This is a genomic window from Microvirga sp. GN3 (assembly GCF_055792825.1).
On the sequence record NZ_JBVVAK010000074.1, the window covers coordinates 22,086 to 39,571 of the forward strand.

The window sequence follows — 17,486 nt, forward strand, 5'->3', positions numbered from 1 at the left end:
ACGGAACGTCTGAAAATGGCACTTCTCGGAAGTAAGCCGAAAGTCGGCTTAGGGCAGGAACAGCGGACGTTCCTGAAAGCTGGGGATCGTCGCTGTGTGACCCCTTCCGGACCTTCCCCGTATAGCAAGATTGAATAGTTGCCTCGTACCTCAGCCGGGAGGCAATCAAGGCGGCAATTCCTCGATATTGTCACCGCCTTGTTTGCTTCCCGATGAGCCAAGCCACATCTCCGAATGCGGCTTGGATCGCAGCTACATCGGCTTGAACTCGGCAGCCTTCAGCAGCTCGGCATTACGCGAGACCTCCCGCTTGATGAAGCTGCCGAACTCATCCGGGCTCTCGTAGATCGGCTCGATCCCGAGGGCCGCCAGCCGTCCGGCGGCTGCCAGGTCACGGGTCGCGTCCGCCATCGCCGTGTTGAGCCACGCCACCGTCTCGGCCGGCATATTCTTCGGCCCCCAGAGCCCGTACCACGAGCTGAACTCCAGCCCCGGCATGCCGCTTTCCGCCGCCGTCGGAATCTCCGGAGTGAGCTGGCTGCGCTTCGCGGTCGTCGTCGCGAGCGCCTTGACCTGTCCATCCCGGGCCATCGGCAGCAGCGCAATGACGGGATCGATCATGAGCTGGACGTGACCGCCCATGACATCGGTCAGCGCGGGTGCCGTGCCCTTGTATGGCACGATCGTGACCTTCGCCCCGGCCAGATGGTTGAAGGCGATCGTCGCGATGTGCCCGGGGGAGCCGATGGCCGAAACCCCGAACTCCCACTGGCTCGGATTCTTCTTGGCATCCTCGACGACCTCGGCGATCGTCTTCTGCGGATTCTTCGGCGACATGACCACCAGCATCGGCGCCTCGCCGACCCGCGCGATCGGGGTGAAGTCGGTGACCGGATCGAAGGCGACCTTGCTCATGACCTGGCGCGCCATCACGTGGGTCGCCGCCGAGAACAGCAGCGTGTAGCCATCCGGCTGGGACTGGAGGACGCCATTCGCACCGAGGGTCCCGTTGGCGCCAGGCCGGTTCTCGATCACGACGGTGGCGCCGCGCTTCTCCTCGATCTGCTTGCCGAGCAGGCGGGCGAAGGCATCGACACCGCCACCGGCCGCGAAGGGCACGATGATCTTGATCGGGTGGGCCGGATACTTGGCCGGCTGGGCGGACACACCATGCACCCACGCGATCGCGGCGAGGCCGGTCACGAGGGCCTTCAGGAATGGGCGTCTTCCCGCCATCGCCCGCGCGCGGGCGAACGGCTCGGCGATGCTGGCGTATGAGATGCTACCTGCGGCATTTCGTGGGGTCATTGGCGTTCCCTCCTGGTTGATGGCGGAGCGTGAATCCGCTCCGCCGTTTTGTCATTAGTCTGCGTCTCGACCTGTTTACTCCGCTGCCACGGCCGTTGGTTGCTTGACGAGACCAGCCGAGCGCAGCGCATCGGCGATCTCGACGTCCGCACCTGGCTCGAGCGGCAGAAGCGGCGAGCGCACCGTTGCGTGGTCGAGGATACCCCGAGCGACGAGGCCATGCTTGAGCGCGACTGTTCCTTCCATGTGCGACCCACGGTGATAAACCGTGCGGGTCACCGGCAGCAGCCGGTCATGGATGGCACGGGCCCTGGCGTAGTCCTTGGCCTTGCCGGCGGCGATGAACTCGATCAGCGGCTCGGGTGCCAGACCACCGTAGCCCACCAGGGCTCCGTCGACGTCGAACATCGTGTGCAGCAGATACTCGTCGTGACAGGTCAGGATCTGGAGATCGGGACGCTCGCGGCGGATCACCGGGATCTCGGTATCCCAGCGGCGCATGTTGCGCACGCCGTTCTTCATGGCGAAGACGCCTGGCTGGGCCGCGATCTCAAGCTGGGTCTCGAGGTTGTAGGTGGCCTTGGTCACGTCCGGGTATTGGAACAGGATTAGCGGCAGGCCGCTTTCCTCGTGGATCGCACGGTAGCGGTCCTGCGGTGCGCCCTTCTGGTAGCCAAAGCGCAGCCAGCCGTGGGACGGATACACCAGACCGGCCGCCGCCCCGGCTGCAACAGCCCGCTTGGCTTCCAACGCGGCCACCTTGGTGCCCTCTAGGGTGATGCCGGCGATGACCGGAACCCTGCCGTCGGTCGACTTGATGAAGCTTTCGATGACGGCGGTCTGCTCGTTCGGCGTGAGGAAGGTGCCTTCGCCGGCATGGCCGAGAACGACCAGGCCTTTGACACCGTCATGGCTGCCGAGCCAGGCGCCGAGGCGCTGGATCGCGGCGTGATCGACCTCGCCATCGCGGGTGAAGGGGGTCACGGGAGCGGGAACGAGACCTCTGAGATCGAGGGATGGCATGTTGGTTTCCTCCAAGTTGTATCGTCGGTGGTTGGGGTCGGCGCGCTCGTCGCGGCGACGCTTGCTTGCACGCAGCACTCAGGCTGTCTCGGTGTTCTGGAAGCGGCTCTTCGGCGGCTTCCTCGATCGGGCCGGTCAGCACATGGGAGGAACAATAGCGAGGAATGCACCATATCGGAATGCACAGGGCAGACATTTCAGATATACTGATTGAGGTATATCTTGAGGTGATCCCGTGGATTACGCGGCTTGGAAGCTGTTCCTCGATGCTGCCGAGCTCGGCAGTCTGAGCAAGGTGGCCTTGGCCTATGGCACGAGCCAGCCGCATATCAGCCGCCGCATCGGCGAGCTGGAGCAGGAATGCGGCGGGCGCCTGTTCCAGCGCACGGGGCGGGGCGTCGTGCTGACCGAACTGGGGCAGCGCATTGCTCCCAAGGTGCGCGCTTGGTTGGCGAGCACTGAACAACTCGCCAATGATGTCCGCACCGCGGCCGGCACACCGATCGGCAAAGTCCGGATCGGCAGCCTGCCCTCGACCGCGCACCCGCTGGTCACGACGCTGTACAGGCGCCTGGCGGAGCAGTACCCCCTGGTTCAGCTCGCGGTGCGAGAGGGCCAGGGCGCGCAGCTCGAGACCTGGCTTGAGGATGGCAGTGTCGATCTCGCGATCCTGTACCGCACCAGCGCGTCGCCCAAGGATGGCGATACCTACCTCGTCGAGGCCCCGACCTATGTCATGAGCGCGGTCGGTGACCCGCTGACCGCCAAGCCGACGGTCCCGTTCTCGGCCCTGCATAACCTGCCGCTGGTGCTGTTCTGCCGCCCGAGCTCCTGGCGCGATCACCTCGAGCAGCTCGCGGCCGAGCGCGGCATCACACTCAATGTTGCCTTGGAAGCGGATTCTTTGAGATTGCAGGCGCATATCGTCGCCGATGGCGGTGTATACGCGTTGCTCGGACCTTACGCGATCGCGGGTGCCGCAAGGGATTACCGCCTGCAAGCGTCGAAGCTGATTGACCCTGTCATTCCCCGCCACATTGCCCTGGCGATGTCGCGCCATGGCGAGCTGACACTCGCATGCCGGACCGTGATGCAGGTCATCCGGGAGATTGCGAAGTCCGGCGCGGCTGTACCAGCTCCGGAAGGAATTTGAGCCTCTTGGAATTGGGATACAGGTTGCAGTCTCCCAGGCTGCCGATGCTGGAGCCAATCTTGATTTTGACCTGAGGGAAGGTCAGGAACCAGCATTCCCCGGACCAAAGGGTCTGGTCCGCTTCAGAAAGCTGACGTTCGTTGAGCGGTTGGAATGTGAATGTCTGGCCCGTTACTGACGTTCGCTGGGGATGTTGCAAGATCTCCAACCCAGAAGCCGATGCCCGTTCCTGCGGGATAGACAGGCATATCTGCCTGTTAGCGATGGCTGTTCATTCGAGGCGGATGACGGCAAAGCTCCGCCCCTGCAAACAGGATCAAGCGAACTACCAAATCTCGAGGCAAGAAGGGGCGAACAGGCAGTTGAACCTTTGGAGGCTGACATGAACGCTACTGTCCTTCCTGCGCGTCTCAAGCATCATGTGAGGGTATCCCAGGCTGTGCTCGACACTTATGCCGACCACTCGCCCTTCAGCACGCCCGGGCGCCATGCCGCCCTGTTTGATGCGCTCCCGTCTGATCCGGCTGGTATCGCCCGCACGGTGCAAGGCTTGTTGATCTATGAACACGTCGCAGAACCCTTCTACGACTATGCGCTGCCCGAGGCGCGCCGGGCCGAGAGCCATATCCGGCCCATGGAGAAGATCCTCGATGTGTTGCTGGCGCTCGACGACCGCCCGCTCGATGTCAGCCGACCGCCTGAGAAGCGCCTCGTTGGCATCTGTCGCCATTTCATGCTGCTGTCCCTCGCGATCTTTCGCCATCACGGGGTGCCCGCTCGGGGCAGGGGTGGCTTTGGCGCTTACTTTAATCCGGGGAAGTTCGAGGATCATTGGGTCTGCGAATACTGGAGGGCGGAGGACGGTCGCTGGGCGTTGCTGGATAGCCAGTTCGATGATGTCTTCGTCCGCAATCTTGCGATCGGCCACGATATCCATGACGTGCCGCGCGACCAGTTCCTGACGGCGCCCGACGCCTGGCGCCGATGCCGCAGCGGTGAACTGGATCCGGACCTGTTCGGCATCGAGTTCTCGCACCTGCGCGGCCTCTGGTTCATTGCCGGCAGCCTGATCCGTGATCTCGCCACCCTCAACGGCTGCGAAACCCTGCCCTGGGACGTATGGGGCGCACAGCCAGCGCCCGATGCCACACTTTCCGACGAGGAACTCGAGTTCTTCGATGAGGTCGCCTTGCTGACGGCTGACCCGGATGGGAATTTCGATGCGGTGAGACGACGCTTTGCGGAGGATCCGCGGCTGCGCATGCCTGAGACCGTCTTCAATGCATTGCGCCGCCGGGAGGAGAAGGTGTTCGAGGGCTGAGGTGGCCGCGGGTCATGTCGGGCATGCAAACGCCGGTCGAGAAAGCAATCTGGTTCATCGAGAGCCACTTTTTGCACGCCATCACGCTCGATGATCTGGCGCGGGTCTGCGGCCTCTCGCGCTTCCAGGTTTCGCGCCTTTTTTCCTGCGCCACGGGTACCACGGTGACGGCCTATGTGCGCGGGCGACGCCTGACGGAGGCGGCCCGCACCCTGGCCGACGGCGCTCCCGACATCTTGGCCGTCGCATTCCAGGCCGGCTACGGCTCGCACGAAGCCTTTTCCCGCGCCTTCCGGGACCAGTTCGGCCTCAGCCCGGCCGAACTCCGGGCGCGGGGCCATGTGGCGGGCCTTGCGCTGGTGGAGCCGCTGCGGGAGGATCCGGTGGTTCCCGTGCATCTGCCGCCGCCGCGTCTTGTCTCGCCGGGACCATTGCTCATCGCCGGTATCGGGCGCGGCTTCGCTGCCGACGATTTTGCCGGCATCCCCGCGCTCTGGCAGGACCTTCAGCCCTATCTTGGCGAAATCCCGGGGCAAAAGGGCCAAACAACCTACGGTCTGGTCGCAGGTACGGCCGGCGGCACCTACTTCTACCTTGCGGGCGTCGAGGTCTCGGACCTTGCCGATCTCGACAGCAGCTTCACCGGGATGCGGCTTCCAGCTCAGCGCTGGGCTGTGTTTCCGCACGAGGGCCACGTCACCACCATTGCCAGCACGATCCATGCCGTGTTCGCACAGGCGCTGCCCGCTGCCGGGCTGACGGCCGGAGACATGCCTGACCTGCTCGAAAGGTATGACGGGAGGTTCAATCCATGGACCGGCGCAGGCGGCTTGGAGATTTGGGTACCCGTCGAGTAAGGCTTCATTTGCCCCGCCCATATGGCAGATTAGGCGATCCACTTCCAACGAACGGCAATGTGTCATTCGGGTTGAGCTGAGTTGGATTGTTCGGCGCGCGCACTCCTAATGATCCCTATTGGCACACCCAGGACCAAAGAGCTTGGTCCGCTTTGGCGCTTAGGAGCCGACGTTCGTTGAGAGTCCGGAAGGTGAATGGTTGACCCAATGTGGACCATCTTGTGGTTGGCCGACGCGGAAGGCCATAGTGTCCCGTTCAGTGAACATACTGGCGCTGTCAGAAATCCCCTGAGTTGATTGAGTTACCCTCAAAGCATCTGTGGGGACGCTTTGAGTTGTGGTTCAAGGCTAACTTCACTGCTGGACTCGACCGTATCGGAGTGTTTGGGACAAACTCGATTTCGTCATGCAGGTCCTTGGACTACGAGCCGGGACCATGTCGCCCTTTTCCACGTGACATCAGATTGGCCCTACCTCGTCGTGACGGTCACCAAGGCGGTAACCGGCTTGCCGCCCACAAGAATGGGCTTGTGGCGATCATCGGCAAGGAGGACACCGATCACGTGCTGGCCGACGGCCTTCGGACAATGGCCAAAGCGAGCCTTGATGAGGTCGCCACCAAAGTCACTGTTCATGCTGTTGTATGGCTTACCTGGGATGTTGCACGTGTCTGCGTCTGGATCGATCTTCATGTGCACATGGCCGCACTGGCGGTTCTCGCCGCATTGACCTGCGGGAAGCAATCTGAAGTTGCTCCTCACCACAACCCCTACCGCCTTTTCACGATCATTTCCAAGCTCGACAACGGAGCCGGGCTGCGGCCAGGCGATCTCCAAGGTCGGTCGGTCTTCAGCGTAAGCCAGCTTGGTCGGCAAAGCCAAGAGAGCGAGACTTGTCATCAAGGCAGGACGAAACATGTGAACCTCCATCTGTGGTGTAATCACTGATTACATGCCGAGGAGGGCTGGTCAATAAAATAATCGTTGATTACATTAAGCCGTGGTATCGCTCAGGGATGGCCAAGACACCAATCACCAACGCAGGCGACCAGCAGAAGCCCTATCACCATGGCAACCTGGTCGAAGCGCTCATCGCAGCAACCGTTGAACTCATCGAGGAACGCGGGGTGGAGCAACTGTCTGTGCGCGAGGTGGCAAAGCGCGCGGGCGTTTCGCCCGGGGCGCCGTTCCGGCACTTTCGATCGAAAACAGCGCTCCTGACGGCCGTTGCCGAACAGGCCATGGATCGGCTGGCAGAAGCCGTCACCAAGACTGTGTCAAATGTCGGTAGCGCAGATCCCGCAGCCGCCTTCGAAGCGATCGGACAGGGCTATCTCGAATGGGCGATGACGAACCCCACGCATTTCCAGATCATCAGCTCCCGCACCTTGATTGATTTCGAAGCATCTTCCAGTCTTCGTGACCAGAACAAGGCCATTCGTGCGACGATGGTTGACCTATTGACCCAAGCCCAGCGACAGGGTCAGCTTGCCACGGATGTTGATCTGGATCATCTCATTCTGGCCGCCCGTGCCTATGTCTATGGCTTAGCACGCATGGCTATTGATGGTCATTTTCCGGAGTGGCATCCGTCCGAACCGCCTCCTGTCGCTGTGCGGAGGGCACTTCGTCTTTTTATGAGTCAGATGATCCTCCCATCAAAAGCGTGATCTCAGGAAGCTCGAAGATGCACTCCTGAGACACACTCTCTGCCAGTGCAAACTCGTAGAAGAGATTCACCGACACGACCGGACGCACGTCCAGGAGATGCATGAACTCGCCGCCGAGATGGGCGGCTTTGAACTGGAGAACGAATGAAAGCACCTGTCCTGCTGCTTCACGGTCTACTCGGCTCACTGAGCGATCCGACGATCCTTGCCGCCTTCGGCGACGCACGCGTGTTCGCGCCAGACCTCCTCGGCTATGGCGCTCACCGCAAGAATGCTCCGGCGACCTGGACGCTGGACGATCAAGCCGATCACGTGGCGGCCTGGCTGCGCGAGCGCGTGGACGAGCCGGTGCACGTGGTCGGCCACTCGGTCGGCGGCGCCGTGGCGGTGCTGTTCGCTCGCCGTCACCCGGAGCTGGTCCATTCGCTCACAAGCGTGGAAGGGAATTTTACCCTCCGCGATGCCTTCTGGTCTCACAAGATCTCGACCCAGGCACTCTCCGAAATCGAGGCGGAGGTTGGCGGCTTCCGCGCCGATGTCACGGCTTGGATTGCCCGAGCGGGTGTGGCGCCAACGCCCTGGGCAATTGCGACGGCGGCGGCCTGGCTCAACCATCAGCCTGTCTCGACTCTCCGCACACAGGCCCGCGCCGTTGTCGCCGCGACAGGCGCACCGGCCTTTCTCGACGGCGTGCGTAAGCTGCTGGCGGCGGGGCTGCCCGTTCACTTGATTGCCGGCGCCCGCGCGCGGCGGGGCTGGAGCGTACCGGACTGGGTTGTTCAAAGGGCTACCAGCAACACCGACATTCCTGACACAGGCCACCTCATGATGCTCGAAGCCCCGGAAGCGTTTGCCCGAACGGTGCTCTCAAACCTGACCGAATGAGGCATCGCCCGATCAGCCCGCCAGGCAGTGCTCCCGCTCCATGCCGCCAACCGTGCTATCTCATCTGCTCGGGAAGAACTCTGCTCGGGAAGAACTCGAAATGCCTCTTTCTGGCACGAGACGGAAGTACGCCGAGTGTCCGCAATGGGGTTGAGAACGGACAAAGCTACATTGATCGACACAAGAAAAGGCCGCCCGGTTGGGCGGCCTCTCGTTTCAGTGAGTTCCCGAGCTTCCGCTGCGATTTCAGCAGAACCTGGTCTCACGTTTCAGAGGGTGAGGCGGACCGACGCGCGCAATGAGTAAGCACTTTCCCGAATTATGGCTATCCTATGCGAGCGTCCACAACAGCTCCAAATGTAGACGCCGCCAAAGGATGCCTCACGGCTCCCGCTAACTGCTTGTCGCGTATGCACTTATTTTTCGAGTTTGCCTCAGATTTTTTTTGAAAGGACCCATCGGTCTGCCTCACCCTCGACAGTGACCCTTAGTGAACCTCGTCTCTAAGGAGAAGGTGCTACGTGCTCCCCGCTAATCGTCGCCTCACCAGGATGTAGATCTTCTTAGCTCGCATTGCTGACACGAGCAAAAATAGCACAACCACTGGATAAAGAATGGGAACAACGAAATATATGCCTGCCCATCTGCGGGCTTTTCGCTCGTAGAGAGAGACGAAGTCTACTTCGTGCACGATGAATAAGAGGAGTGCTGCGAAGATTAGGCCGCCGAGTAGCAGCAGGAAATCATACCCCAGTCCCTTGGTGGGATTGTTTGTCTCCTGCGCGTTGAAAATGAAGTAGTTCAGGTCCATCTGGCGGACCGCAAAAATGGCGATAACGGCTGCGATGATGCCGAGTACGACCGATGTCACCCACCCGACCAGCAGGTATTCGGCGCTGTAGCGCATACTTGTGGTAAATCCATAATTGATGAACCGCCATAAGCCTGGACTAACGTCATGGAGCGCAGGCATCAGGTAAGAATCAACAGTCGTATTGAAGCTGCTTACCTTTCCTCTCAATACGAGGGATACGATCAGGGAGATGGGCCATGCCAAGATCATGAAAAGGGAAATCGCTGCTACCCTTTTGCTGATCGCTTTTGCTCGTGCTGTTTCGGCCTCAGTCAACTTCACAGAAAACAGGTCTTCCATCTCGATTGCACCTAACCGGGGATGAGAGAGCGATTCGCACCCCGCAGCCCGGCGATCAGACCTAGATCCGTTGCACCGACTAGTGAGCCAAACATAGCAAGGGTCAGTAGCACTTTAAGCGTGAAGAACGAATTGAGGGGTCCGAAAGCTTGAACTCCGAAAATCAGTAAGATCAGAGCAAGCATGCAGAGCAGATATAGAAACCCTAAGATGATGATCTTAGGGCCGCTAATTCTACGAACGATGTCGTCAGCGTCTGCCTTGGTCAGCTTACCTCTTACCAGGCTTTTCGTGCCGGAATATTGTATGAAGGCGATCACCAGAAACAGAATTGGCCCGCTGAAATTGACCGTGAGGCCAACATCCCATCTTCCAGGGCCCGCCGCGTAGAACTGCCTGTAGCCATCGAGCGAAGCTATCGAATTCATGCCCTCGCCAAACCCGATCCTCCCAACCCATGAGTACTCCAGGATCCAGAGGACAAGGAGGCCGATGAGCCCACAGGCGAAATTGAAGAGGAGTTGCTGTCGGATTTCAGCTGGGGCGTGAAGGAACAGCATTTTTGGCTACTCGATTTGTTCCGATTAACGAGGAACAACCCTCATCAGCATAGGATACTTGTCAAGTACTGGCTGAGCCACGCCAAAGGCGAGTGAGCCTCAGAGCGTCGGTATTCGCCTGGTTCAGGCGGTCGGCCATACTCTTCAAGCAGAGCAAGATCTTCAGTCGCTGTTAGATGTTCAGGTGCTCGTGATCACACCCTTGTGCGATAATATTGCTAAGTTTAAGCTGGATCGAGCGCGTTGCAGAAGAGAGTTCAGACATGTGGCGGGGACTGAAGGTGACCCTCTTGGGCTTGGGCTGCGCCCTTGCTGGTTTTATCGGAGGTGTCATCTTCATCCGGACCCCCAGCAGCATGGTCCTCTCCGTTATTCGGGAACGCGTTGATGCCTCAACAGGCGCGTTTATGTGCGTCCTGGACGAGATGGGCAATGTGCGCCGCTACCTGAGCCGCGAAGGGATCCAGACTGACCAATTCGACAATCTGAGAACCATCGATGACCAGAACATGCTCGTGGTGTTCGATGGTCGTGAAGTGACAGCGGTGCGCTTCACGACCTTCGGGCACAGGTTTGGAGAAGAAAAGTGCTCCCGGATCGGCCGCTGATTGCGATTTCCTGGTATGAACATGAGGTGCAGTCGGATGAGTTCACCAGAAGGATCTTTTGTTGTCTCCGACCTTCGTGAGCGCCCTGAGTTTACCGAAGCCGTCGCTGATCGCGTTTGGCGGGCGTGGTGGCAGGAGAAGGGTTATCCGCTCGATTATATCAAAGGCCGAGTGGCAGAGAGTCTGGACGGTACAGCAGTGCCTTTTGCCGTGGTGGCACATGAGGATGGCCTATTCTTGGGAACGGCGTCTGTGATCCTCTCGGATCTCGATGAGCGGCCTGAGTACACGCCGTGGGTGGCTGCCGTCTGGGTCGATCCGGAGCATCGACAGAGAGGGGTTGGGGCAGCCCTGGTCAGGAAGGCGGCGCAAGGGGCTTTTAAGAGTGGCACCGATCTTGTTTATCTCTGCGCCTTACCGGAAAAGCGCGCCTTCTATGAACGCTTGGGATGGCAACGCCTCGAAGAGGACGTTGGGAGGAGCGGCCTGACTGTGTTGACGCTCTCGCGCAGTTAGTTCCGAGCAAAACTGGCGGACGTGGCTTCACGCCCGTATCGGCAGGTAGAGAACGAAGTTCTCATGCTGCTCGTTCTCAAGGTGGAAGTAAATTGAGCCATTCCTCCGGAACTGGTGCTTCTCATAGAAGCGTATGGCGCGAGCATTCTCGTGATTGACCGAGAGCCAAATGCGGCTAACCCCGCGCTTGGCGCAGAAATCTAAGGTGTGGTGCAGCAGTTCGCTCCCGATCCCGCGTCCAATGAAGTGCTCCTGGACATAAAGCGTAGCAATCTCGACAGGGGTGCCCGGGTCGGTTGGGCAGGGTGAGTCCAGGAGCAATCTCAGGTATCCGACGAGATGTGCATCCTGCTCATAGACAATGAAAACCTGATCTCGATTTTTCAGACGCGCTGCCATCCTCTCTGGCGTATACTCGGCCAGTACGTAGTCAGAGAGCGCGCTGCGCAGCCCGCTTTTGGCGTAGGTATGCAGCCAAACTTGGATCGATAAAGCCGCAATATTGCCCGCATCGGTGGTCGTGGCTACTCGGATCATCAGATTCCCTCACTGACTGGGATAGGGATACCCACCTGATGCTGTTGCCGCAACGAGAACGCCGGCGTGGCCCAGGCTTTCTCGCAGAGCCGGACTCCTGGAACCCGGCCGCTTGAGGGATCCGCCAAGCGCGGCACAACCGTACCAGCTCTATAGCAAAAAGCCCGCCTCAGGGGTGAGGCGGGCTGATGCGCGCTTTGAGGAAGCATTTTGCCGAATTGTGGCTATCCTATGCGAGCGTCCACACATCAGGTGTAGACGCCGCCAAAGGATGCCTCACGGCTTCCGCCAAGTCGCTGCAAAAATTGAGCTTTATTTTCGAGTTTGCCTCAGCTTCTTGCTGGAACACCTCATTAGTCTGCCTCACCTCCGAAAGTACGGGGTCTGCAAAATTTCGCGGAAGGCTGTTTATGGCATTAGGACTACTCGACGTAGGCTACCCAGCCTTTGATGCTTAAACCAGCATAGAACAAGCTGACGTTCGAAAATCCTGCTTGGCCCAGCATTGTCACCTCTTCCTCTGGTGACAGGATGGTCAGCCTGCTGCTTATTGCTTGACGGGCACGCTCAGCATGGGCGGGATCAGTTCCATTCGATAGGCCAAAGGCGACATGGCGGGCGATCCATAGCGACCGCTCAGGCTCAGTCTGCGGGAAACTGAGATGGACTAGGATCAAGGGCGCGCCGATCTTCAATCGATGCCGAACTTGTTTTAGGGTTTCGAGCCGTTGGTCGTGAGGGATAAAATGGAAGGTTAGTATCGATGTAGCAGCATCGAAAGGACCTTCCGGGGCGTCAGTAATATAGCCCTCATGCAACTGTATGCGTGCGGTATGCGGCTCCACCACCTGTTCGGCTAGCCGAATCATATCGGGAGATGGATCGACGCCATCGAATGACCATCCTGAATGCGCTTCCGCGAGCGCCTTGAGTTCTTGTCCTCCACCTGCTCCTAAGACTAGCACCCGACCATTCGGAGGGGTGCGCTCTGCGAGTAACAGCGCTACCATACGGTGAAGGCTGGAGTAGCCTGGAACCTGTCGAGGCGGGCCTTCAGAGTAAGAACTGGCGGAATGTGCATCAAAGGATGGTGCCGTCATGACGCGCTTCTGCTGCCTGTGAGGTCAAGTGTCAAGACAACGAAGTCAGAGCACGATTTCGCAGAACCCCTTTTATGGAGCGGTGAGCTGAATGATATGGCAGGGCGATGCCAATCAGGACTCCAACCAAAATAGAGCTTGTGATCCAGGGGCTGCTGCTAGCCTTTCTGGCCGTGGTGCTCGTGGACTTTTCCCAAGCACTCACCGCTACCGCATGCACTGACCCCACCCCAGGCCCGAACTGCTACCCGTGGGGAAGGACCGAGGGACCCATCGAAGGGGGAAGCTGGAGGTAGCGGAAGCTGCCTTGGCACATGCGATTCCTAATAAAGTTGAGGCTGCGTATCGGCGAACCGACTTTCTGGCAAAGCGCCGTGATCTGACGCGCGATTGGGGGCGCTACTGTCTCGGACTCGATCAACTCCACAATGATTGAGCTGTCGCTGTGGAAGAAGCGGACACTACCTCTCGAAGAACGCGAGAGCCTTCGACACGAATTGCTCGTGATACTGGAAGATGCCTCCATGTCCGGCATCTTCATAGAGGACGAGTTCAGCATTCGGAATGCGGCGCGCCATATCGATCGAGTTGCTGCTCGGTACCATTTTGTCTTGGTCCCCGTTCGCCACCAAGACCGGATGTTTGATGCGTGACAGGTCGGCAGGTGCCTGACGGCCCCACGCGTGAATGGCTTTCAACTGAGTGATGAAAGCCCGGATCGAGACCCCTTTGTCGCGATTGGCCGTGCGCTCCTTGAGCCGTTGCAGGAAATCACGCGCAGCCCTGCGGCCCTTGGCGGTGCTGGTGAAGAAGAGATAATATTCGGGGTGCCTGAACGTCAGGGCGGCTTTGATCATGTCGCAGATCGTCACGCGCGTCACCTTGTCGATGCCGACGCCGCCGGCGGGCCCGGTGCCCGCGAGGATGATCCTGCGAACCAGGCGCGGCTCTTCCAGCGCGATCACCTGCGAGATGAAACCGCCAAGCGAGAAGCCGAGCAGGTCGACCTGTTCGAAGCCGAGCGCGCGAATGAAGGCGATTGCGTCGTCCGCCATCGCTTCGACCGAATCGGGCGTCGACCCTTCTGACGCGCCAATGCCGCGATTATCGAAGACGATTACCCGGCGCTTGGCAGCGATGCCGTCGACCACGCGCGGATCCCACCGATCCAGTTCCGCGGCCAGGTGGTTGAGGAAGATCACCGGCACGCCGGTCTCCGGTCCGAGCTCGCGATAGGCGAACTTCGTCCCGCCGACATTGACTGTCCTGGTCGGCACATATTTCCAAGTGCGGGGCGGCGCGGTTTGTGGCTGTTGGCCTGTGCTCATGTCGATCTCCTCGCGCATCGCGCTTGAGACGGTCACCCCGGCGACCATCCTCATTTCAGCTTGACGACGACTTTGCCTTTCGAGCGTCCCGTTTCGATGTAGGCCAGAGCCTCGTTCGTCGCGTCGAACGGGAAGACGCGGTCGATGACCGGGCGAATGGTTCCTGCCTCGATGAGCGCGGTGATCTTGCTCAACTGCTCACCGCTCGCCCGCATGAAGAGGAAGGAATAGGTGACCCCGTGGCGCCTCGCCTTTCGGCGGATTCGCGCACTCAGGAAGCGCATGGCCAGTTGCAGCAACCAGCTCGATCCGTTGGCCTTCGCGAACTCGGCATCGGGTGGACCGGAGATCGAGATCAACTTGCCGCCTGGAGCCAGGACGCGGAGGGATTTCTCGAGCGTATCGTTGCCCAGGCTGTTCAGCACAACGTCGTAACCGTGGAGGACGTCGTCGAAACGATCCTTCTTGTAGTCGACGACGGTATCCGCCCCCAGCCGCTTCACAAGATCGATATTCGTCGCGCTCGTGGTCGTGGCCACCTCCGCGCCGAGGTGCTTCGTCAGCTGGATTGCCATTGTTCCCACGCCGCTGGAGCCGGCGTGGATAAGGACCTTTTGCCCCTTCTTCACCTCGGCTCTTTCAACGAGCGCCTGCCAGGCGGTCAGTCCGACCAGAGGGACCGACGCCGCTTCCTCCATCGTGAGGTTCTTCGGCTTCAGCGTCACGTCGGCTTCGTCGAGCGCAATGAGCTCCGCGAATGTCCCGATTCTGTCCTTGTCCGGTCGCGCGTAGACTTCGTCGCCGGGCTTGAACGCTCGCACATTCGGACCAACCGCGACGACAACACCGGCGACGTCGTTTCCCAGGATGAGCGGCAAGCGATAGGGCAGGATGAGCTTGAACTCTCCGTCCCGAATCTTGGAATCGAGCGGATTCACGCCGGCAGCGTGGACCTCGACCAGAACATCGTTGGGTCGCAGCTCAGGCGCCGGCACTTCGGCAAGCCGAAGTCCGTCGTTGCTTCCGTAGCGGTCGAGGATGAATGCTTTCATGACCTTATCTCACCGATGAGGCTTGCGGTCGCCCTACGCAGCCGCAGCCGGCACGAGCGCCTTCGACGCATTCCAGAGCTGACGGTTGATCAAATCGGGAGCCAGGCGGCGCATGAAGGCGACCTGATTGGTCTGCCCCGGCCGAATTTCGCGCTTTCCCGCCGCGAGAGCCGCGAACGTCTGTTTCACCAGCTCGTCGCTCGTAATCGTGCTGATCCTGGCTTCACCGAACTCGCTCGTCATGTCGGTCTGCACCGCCGGCGGCATCAGTTCGATGACCTCGACGCCCGAATCCTCCAGCTGGAAGCGAAGCGACTGGGTGTAGGAATGCACGGCCGCCTTGGTTGCGCTGTAGATCGGCATGGCCGGAACTGGCGCGAAGGTAAGCAGGGAAGAGACGTTGATCACCGTGCCGCGATTGGCCGTAAGCGTGTCGATCAGCGCGGAAGTCATGCGGATCACGCCGCCGACATTGACGTCCATCTCTTGCATCAGGCCGGCAAGGTCTGCGACCGATGACCTGAGGTTCTTCGGCACGCCGATACCCGCATTGTTCATCAGCACGTCGAGCTTGGGAAAGTCCGCCTGCACGCGTGCGGCTAGCGCCGCGATCTGCGCCGGGTCGGCCACGTCGCTCTGGATCGTATGCAGCTTCGGGTGCTGCGCTTTCACCGCATCGAGCACGGCCTGGCGGCGGCCGGTGACGATCACCTCGTTGCCGAGTTCGAGGAATTTGAGCGCAAATGCCAGGCCGATGCCGGCGGACCCGCCGGTGATGAGGATGGTGCGGCCAGTGAGTCTCATGACAATCTTCCTTGTGAATCGCGCCGATGGCGGGTATTGAATTATGATCACTTAGTGGTATTATGATCGTAATACAACGGGAAAATTCGCAGGAGCCGCCAATGCGATATGAGAAGGGGCGCAAGGACGTTTCGCGCCAAAGGATTATTGAGGCCGCGTCAGAACGCTTTCGCGGCGATGGCATCGCCGCAACCGGGCTGGCCGGCGTCATGAGCGACGCCGGGATGACCAACGGTGCGTTTTACCCGCACTTTCAGTCGAAGGCAGACCTTGTGCGCGAAACCGTGGCCGCAACCATGGACGGGCAGGCCGAGCAGATGCGCGAGATGATCGCCGACGGCGGGCTCGAGGCGGCGATCGCCTTCTATCTCTCGCCGGAGCATCGCGATAACCCCGCAAGCGGCTGCACGCTCGCCGCGCTCTTGCCCGAGCTTGCTCGCCAGCCGCTCGAAGCCCGCGCGGTTTATGCCGAGCGCTTTGAAGCCATCGCGCGCGAGTTCGCCGCGGCTTTGCCAGCGAACACACCGGATCCCGAAGCGGCTGCAATGGGCATCTATGCGACCTTGATCGGCTCGCTTCAGCTCGCCCGGGCCGTCGAAGGAACCGAATTGTCGGATCGCATTCTTGCCGCCGGTCGGGATGCTGCGCGAGCGCTTATTCGGACTGACTGATCAGAACGTCTTGCCGAAGTTCCGCAATGGATCGATGCTGTTGAGAAAGTCCGACACTGCCATTTTTGCTTGGTTAGCATACAGGATGCTGGGCCTGATCTGGCGCATTGACGCTAGTAATAGATCGAGGAACTAACTCCAGGGAGTTTTTGAACAGTATCGACACGTTCCAGAAGTACGCTGAGCGTCTGTAATGGGGCTGCGAACGGTCAAAGCTCCATTACGACAAAAGAAAAGGCCGCCCGGATGGGCGGCCTCTTGTTTCAGTCAGTTCCCGAACTTTCGCTCCGATTGCAGCAGAACTTCGTCTCACGTTTCAGAGGGTGAGGCGGACCGATGCGCGCATTGAGGAAGCACTTTCCCGAATTATGGCTATCCTATGCGAGCGTCCACATCTGCTGTAGAGGGTACCAAAGGATGCCTCACGGCTTCCGCTAAGCGCTTGTTACGAATGCAATTATTTTTCGAATTTGCCTCAGACTTTTCCTGAAGAGACCCATTGGTCTGCCTCACCCTTAAAAGTGGGGATTTGTTCGTCTGGTTGGGAGGGTAGAGCGGACGTTGAGAACAGCCCTGTTTTCTTCTGGAGTTGACCCGGACGCAGCCCTTCGAAGCTTCAAACAGCAAGCTGGATTTTAGTCCCAGAGCGCTCACCGACGATGTGAAAGGTTACTGGCGTCCGCCGGTTGAGCGATCTCTGCCCACCAGGACCAAGGTTCTGGAAGCTTCTGATCCTTCATCTTTAGCCGTGTCGGGTGAGGAAGTCTGTACTGAGAAGGAGAGCCGTCCGGGGCAGCCCTTATCCAATGTTTAGCGCCTAAAGCGCTTTTGATCTGGGCTTGAATCCCTTCGGGTGGTCTGTGCGTTGATTGGGATATGGCCCGGGAGGCGAGCCATGCCCCAGCCCTATTCTCCCGATTTGCGCGAACGTGTTCTTGACG

18 protein-coding genes are annotated in these 17,486 nt (G+C 59.8%); 9 read left to right on the top strand and 9 right to left on the bottom strand.

Going from position 1 to position 17,486, the window contains the following annotated elements:
• Positions 1-252: 252 nt before the first annotated feature.
• Both ACS5Q1_RS28380 and ACS5Q1_RS28385 read right to left on the bottom strand, forming a co-directional pair.
• Complete coding sequence (locus ACS5Q1_RS28380) at positions 253-1,308, bottom strand: Bug family tripartite tricarboxylate transporter substrate binding protein (RefSeq protein WP_473101322.1); 1,056 nt, start codon at positions 1,306-1,308, stop codon at positions 253-255.
• Positions 1,309-1,383: 75 nt separating this feature from the next.
• Complete coding sequence (locus tag ACS5Q1_RS28385; protein ID WP_473101323.1) at positions 1,384-2,331, bottom strand: dihydrodipicolinate synthase family protein; 948 nt, start codon at positions 2,329-2,331, stop codon at positions 1,384-1,386.
• Positions 2,332-2,566: 235 nt separating this feature from the next.
• On the opposite strand from ACS5Q1_RS28385, the gene ACS5Q1_RS28390 reads away from it, so the two are divergent.
• From ACS5Q1_RS28390 to ACS5Q1_RS28415, 6 genes are all read left to right on the top strand, one after another.
• Complete coding sequence (locus tag ACS5Q1_RS28390) at positions 2,567-3,484, top strand: LysR family transcriptional regulator (protein ID WP_473101324.1); 918 nt, start codon at positions 2,567-2,569, stop codon at positions 3,482-3,484.
• A gap of 382 nt (positions 3,485-3,866) precedes the next feature.
• Positions 3,867-4,805 carry a transglutaminase-like domain-containing protein gene (locus ACS5Q1_RS28395; protein ID WP_473101325.1) on the top strand — a complete coding sequence of 313 codons (939 nt, stop codon included), beginning with the start codon at positions 3,867-3,869 and terminating at the stop codon, positions 4,803-4,805.
• A 14-nt stretch (positions 4,806-4,819) separates the two neighbouring features.
• Positions 4,820-5,662: an AraC family transcriptional regulator gene (locus tag ACS5Q1_RS28400; protein WP_473101326.1), complete on the top strand. Its 843-nt coding sequence runs from the start codon at positions 4,820-4,822 to the stop codon at positions 5,660-5,662.
• 530 nt (positions 5,663-6,192) lie between these two features.
• Entirely contained in the window at positions 6,193-6,609 is a 417-nt protein-coding gene (locus ACS5Q1_RS28405; RefSeq protein WP_473101327.1) for a hypothetical protein, read from the top strand.
• 68 nt (positions 6,610-6,677) lie between these two features.
• Positions 6,678-7,331 (top strand): TetR/AcrR family transcriptional regulator, encoded by a 654-nt coding sequence (locus ACS5Q1_RS28410; RefSeq protein ID WP_473101328.1) that lies wholly within the window; start codon positions 6,678-6,680, stop codon positions 7,329-7,331.
• A gap of 144 nt (positions 7,332-7,475) precedes the next feature.
• Positions 7,476-8,216 (top strand): alpha/beta fold hydrolase, encoded by a 741-nt coding sequence (locus tag ACS5Q1_RS28415; RefSeq protein WP_473101329.1) that lies wholly within the window; start codon positions 7,476-7,478, stop codon positions 8,214-8,216.
• 517 nt (positions 8,217-8,733) lie between these two features.
• Here the strand turns inward: ACS5Q1_RS28415 and ACS5Q1_RS28420 are convergent.
• Positions 8,734-9,369 (bottom strand): hypothetical protein, encoded by a 636-nt coding sequence (locus tag ACS5Q1_RS28420; RefSeq protein WP_473101330.1) that lies wholly within the window; start codon positions 9,367-9,369, stop codon positions 8,734-8,736.
• Positions 9,370-9,380: 11 nt separating this feature from the next.
• A complete protein-coding gene (locus ACS5Q1_RS28425) occupies positions 9,381-9,929 on the bottom strand; it encodes a hypothetical protein (protein ID WP_473101331.1) in 549 nt (182 codons plus the stop codon).
• A 263-nt stretch (positions 9,930-10,192) separates the two neighbouring features.
• Here ACS5Q1_RS28425 and ACS5Q1_RS28430 point away from each other — a divergent pair, with 263 nt between their 5' ends.
• Positions 10,193-10,537: a hypothetical protein gene (locus tag ACS5Q1_RS28430; RefSeq protein ID WP_473101332.1), complete on the top strand. Its 345-nt coding sequence runs from the start codon at positions 10,193-10,195 to the stop codon at positions 10,535-10,537.
• A 36-nt stretch (positions 10,538-10,573) separates the two neighbouring features.
• Positions 10,574-11,053 (top strand): GNAT family N-acetyltransferase, encoded by a 480-nt coding sequence (locus ACS5Q1_RS28435; RefSeq protein WP_473101333.1) that lies wholly within the window; start codon positions 10,574-10,576, stop codon positions 11,051-11,053.
• A gap of 27 nt (positions 11,054-11,080) precedes the next feature.
• On the opposite strand, the gene ACS5Q1_RS28440 is transcribed toward ACS5Q1_RS28435, so the two are convergent.
• From ACS5Q1_RS28440 to ACS5Q1_RS28460, 5 genes are all read right to left on the bottom strand, one after another.
• Positions 11,081-11,590 carry a GNAT family N-acetyltransferase gene (locus ACS5Q1_RS28440; RefSeq protein ID WP_473101334.1) on the bottom strand — a complete coding sequence of 170 codons (510 nt, stop codon included), beginning with the start codon at positions 11,588-11,590 and terminating at the stop codon, positions 11,081-11,083.
• A gap of 422 nt (positions 11,591-12,012) precedes the next feature.
• Positions 12,013-12,690, bottom strand: coding sequence for a class I SAM-dependent methyltransferase (locus ACS5Q1_RS28445; protein WP_473101335.1), 678 nt, complete (start codon positions 12,688-12,690; stop codon positions 12,013-12,015).
• Positions 12,691-13,151: 461 nt separating this feature from the next.
• Positions 13,152-14,018: an alpha/beta fold hydrolase gene (locus ACS5Q1_RS28450; RefSeq protein ID WP_473101336.1), complete on the bottom strand. Its 867-nt coding sequence runs from the start codon at positions 14,016-14,018 to the stop codon at positions 13,152-13,154.
• 50 nt (positions 14,019-14,068) lie between these two features.
• Positions 14,069-15,070, bottom strand: coding sequence for an NADP-dependent oxidoreductase (locus ACS5Q1_RS28455; protein ID WP_473101337.1), 1,002 nt, complete (start codon positions 15,068-15,070; stop codon positions 14,069-14,071).
• A 33-nt stretch (positions 15,071-15,103) separates the two neighbouring features.
• The gene (locus tag ACS5Q1_RS28460) at positions 15,104-15,874 is read right to left on the bottom strand and encodes an SDR family oxidoreductase (protein WP_473101338.1); all 771 of its coding nucleotides are present in this window, start codon (positions 15,872-15,874) and stop codon (positions 15,104-15,106) included.
• A gap of 101 nt (positions 15,875-15,975) precedes the next feature.
• Between ACS5Q1_RS28460 and ACS5Q1_RS28465 the strand changes: the two genes are divergently transcribed.
• Positions 15,976-16,545, top strand: coding sequence for a TetR/AcrR family transcriptional regulator (locus ACS5Q1_RS28465; protein ID WP_473101339.1), 570 nt, complete (start codon positions 15,976-15,978; stop codon positions 16,543-16,545).
• Positions 16,546-17,486 lie beyond the last annotated feature (941 nt).

Excerpts from the sequence above, each read along its gene's own strand:
- ACS5Q1_RS28380 (WP_473101322.1), bottom strand. The coding sequence starts at position 1,308 with ATGACCCCACGAAATGCCGCAGGTAGCATCTCATACGCCAGCATCGCC.
- ACS5Q1_RS28385 (WP_473101323.1), bottom strand. The coding sequence starts at position 2,331 with ATGCCATCCCTCGATCTCAGAGGTCTCGTTCCCGCTCCCGTGACCCCC.
- ACS5Q1_RS28395 (WP_473101325.1), top strand. The coding sequence starts at position 3,867 with ATGAACGCTACTGTCCTTCCTGCGCGTCTCAAGCATCATGTGAGGGTA.
- ACS5Q1_RS28400 (WP_473101326.1), top strand. The coding sequence starts at position 4,820 with ATGTCGGGCATGCAAACGCCGGTCGAGAAAGCAATCTGGTTCATCGAG.
- ACS5Q1_RS28410 (WP_473101328.1), top strand. The coding sequence starts at position 6,678 with ATGGCCAAGACACCAATCACCAACGCAGGCGACCAGCAGAAGCCCTAT.
- ACS5Q1_RS28415 (WP_473101329.1), top strand. The coding sequence starts at position 7,476 with ATGAAAGCACCTGTCCTGCTGCTTCACGGTCTACTCGGCTCACTGAGC.
- ACS5Q1_RS28420 (WP_473101330.1), bottom strand. The coding sequence starts at position 9,369 with ATGGAAGACCTGTTTTCTGTGAAGTTGACTGAGGCCGAAACAGCACGA.
- ACS5Q1_RS28425 (WP_473101331.1), bottom strand. The coding sequence starts at position 9,929 with ATGCTGTTCCTTCACGCCCCAGCTGAAATCCGACAGCAACTCCTCTTC.
- ACS5Q1_RS28430 (WP_473101332.1), top strand. The coding sequence starts at position 10,193 with ATGTGGCGGGGACTGAAGGTGACCCTCTTGGGCTTGGGCTGCGCCCTT.
- ACS5Q1_RS28435 (WP_473101333.1), top strand. The coding sequence starts at position 10,574 with ATGAGTTCACCAGAAGGATCTTTTGTTGTCTCCGACCTTCGTGAGCGC.
- ACS5Q1_RS28440 (WP_473101334.1), bottom strand. The coding sequence starts at position 11,590 with ATGATCCGAGTAGCCACGACCACCGATGCGGGCAATATTGCGGCTTTA.
- ACS5Q1_RS28445 (WP_473101335.1), bottom strand. The coding sequence starts at position 12,690 with ATGACGGCACCATCCTTTGATGCACATTCCGCCAGTTCTTACTCTGAA.
- ACS5Q1_RS28450 (WP_473101336.1), bottom strand. The coding sequence starts at position 14,018 with ATGAGCACAGGCCAACAGCCACAAACCGCGCCGCCCCGCACTTGGAAA.
- ACS5Q1_RS28455 (WP_473101337.1), bottom strand. The coding sequence starts at position 15,070 with ATGAAAGCATTCATCCTCGACCGCTACGGAAGCAACGACGGACTTCGG.
- ACS5Q1_RS28460 (WP_473101338.1), bottom strand. The coding sequence starts at position 15,874 with ATGAGACTCACTGGCCGCACCATCCTCATCACCGGCGGGTCCGCCGGC.
- ACS5Q1_RS28465 (WP_473101339.1), top strand. The coding sequence starts at position 15,976 with ATGCGATATGAGAAGGGGCGCAAGGACGTTTCGCGCCAAAGGATTATT.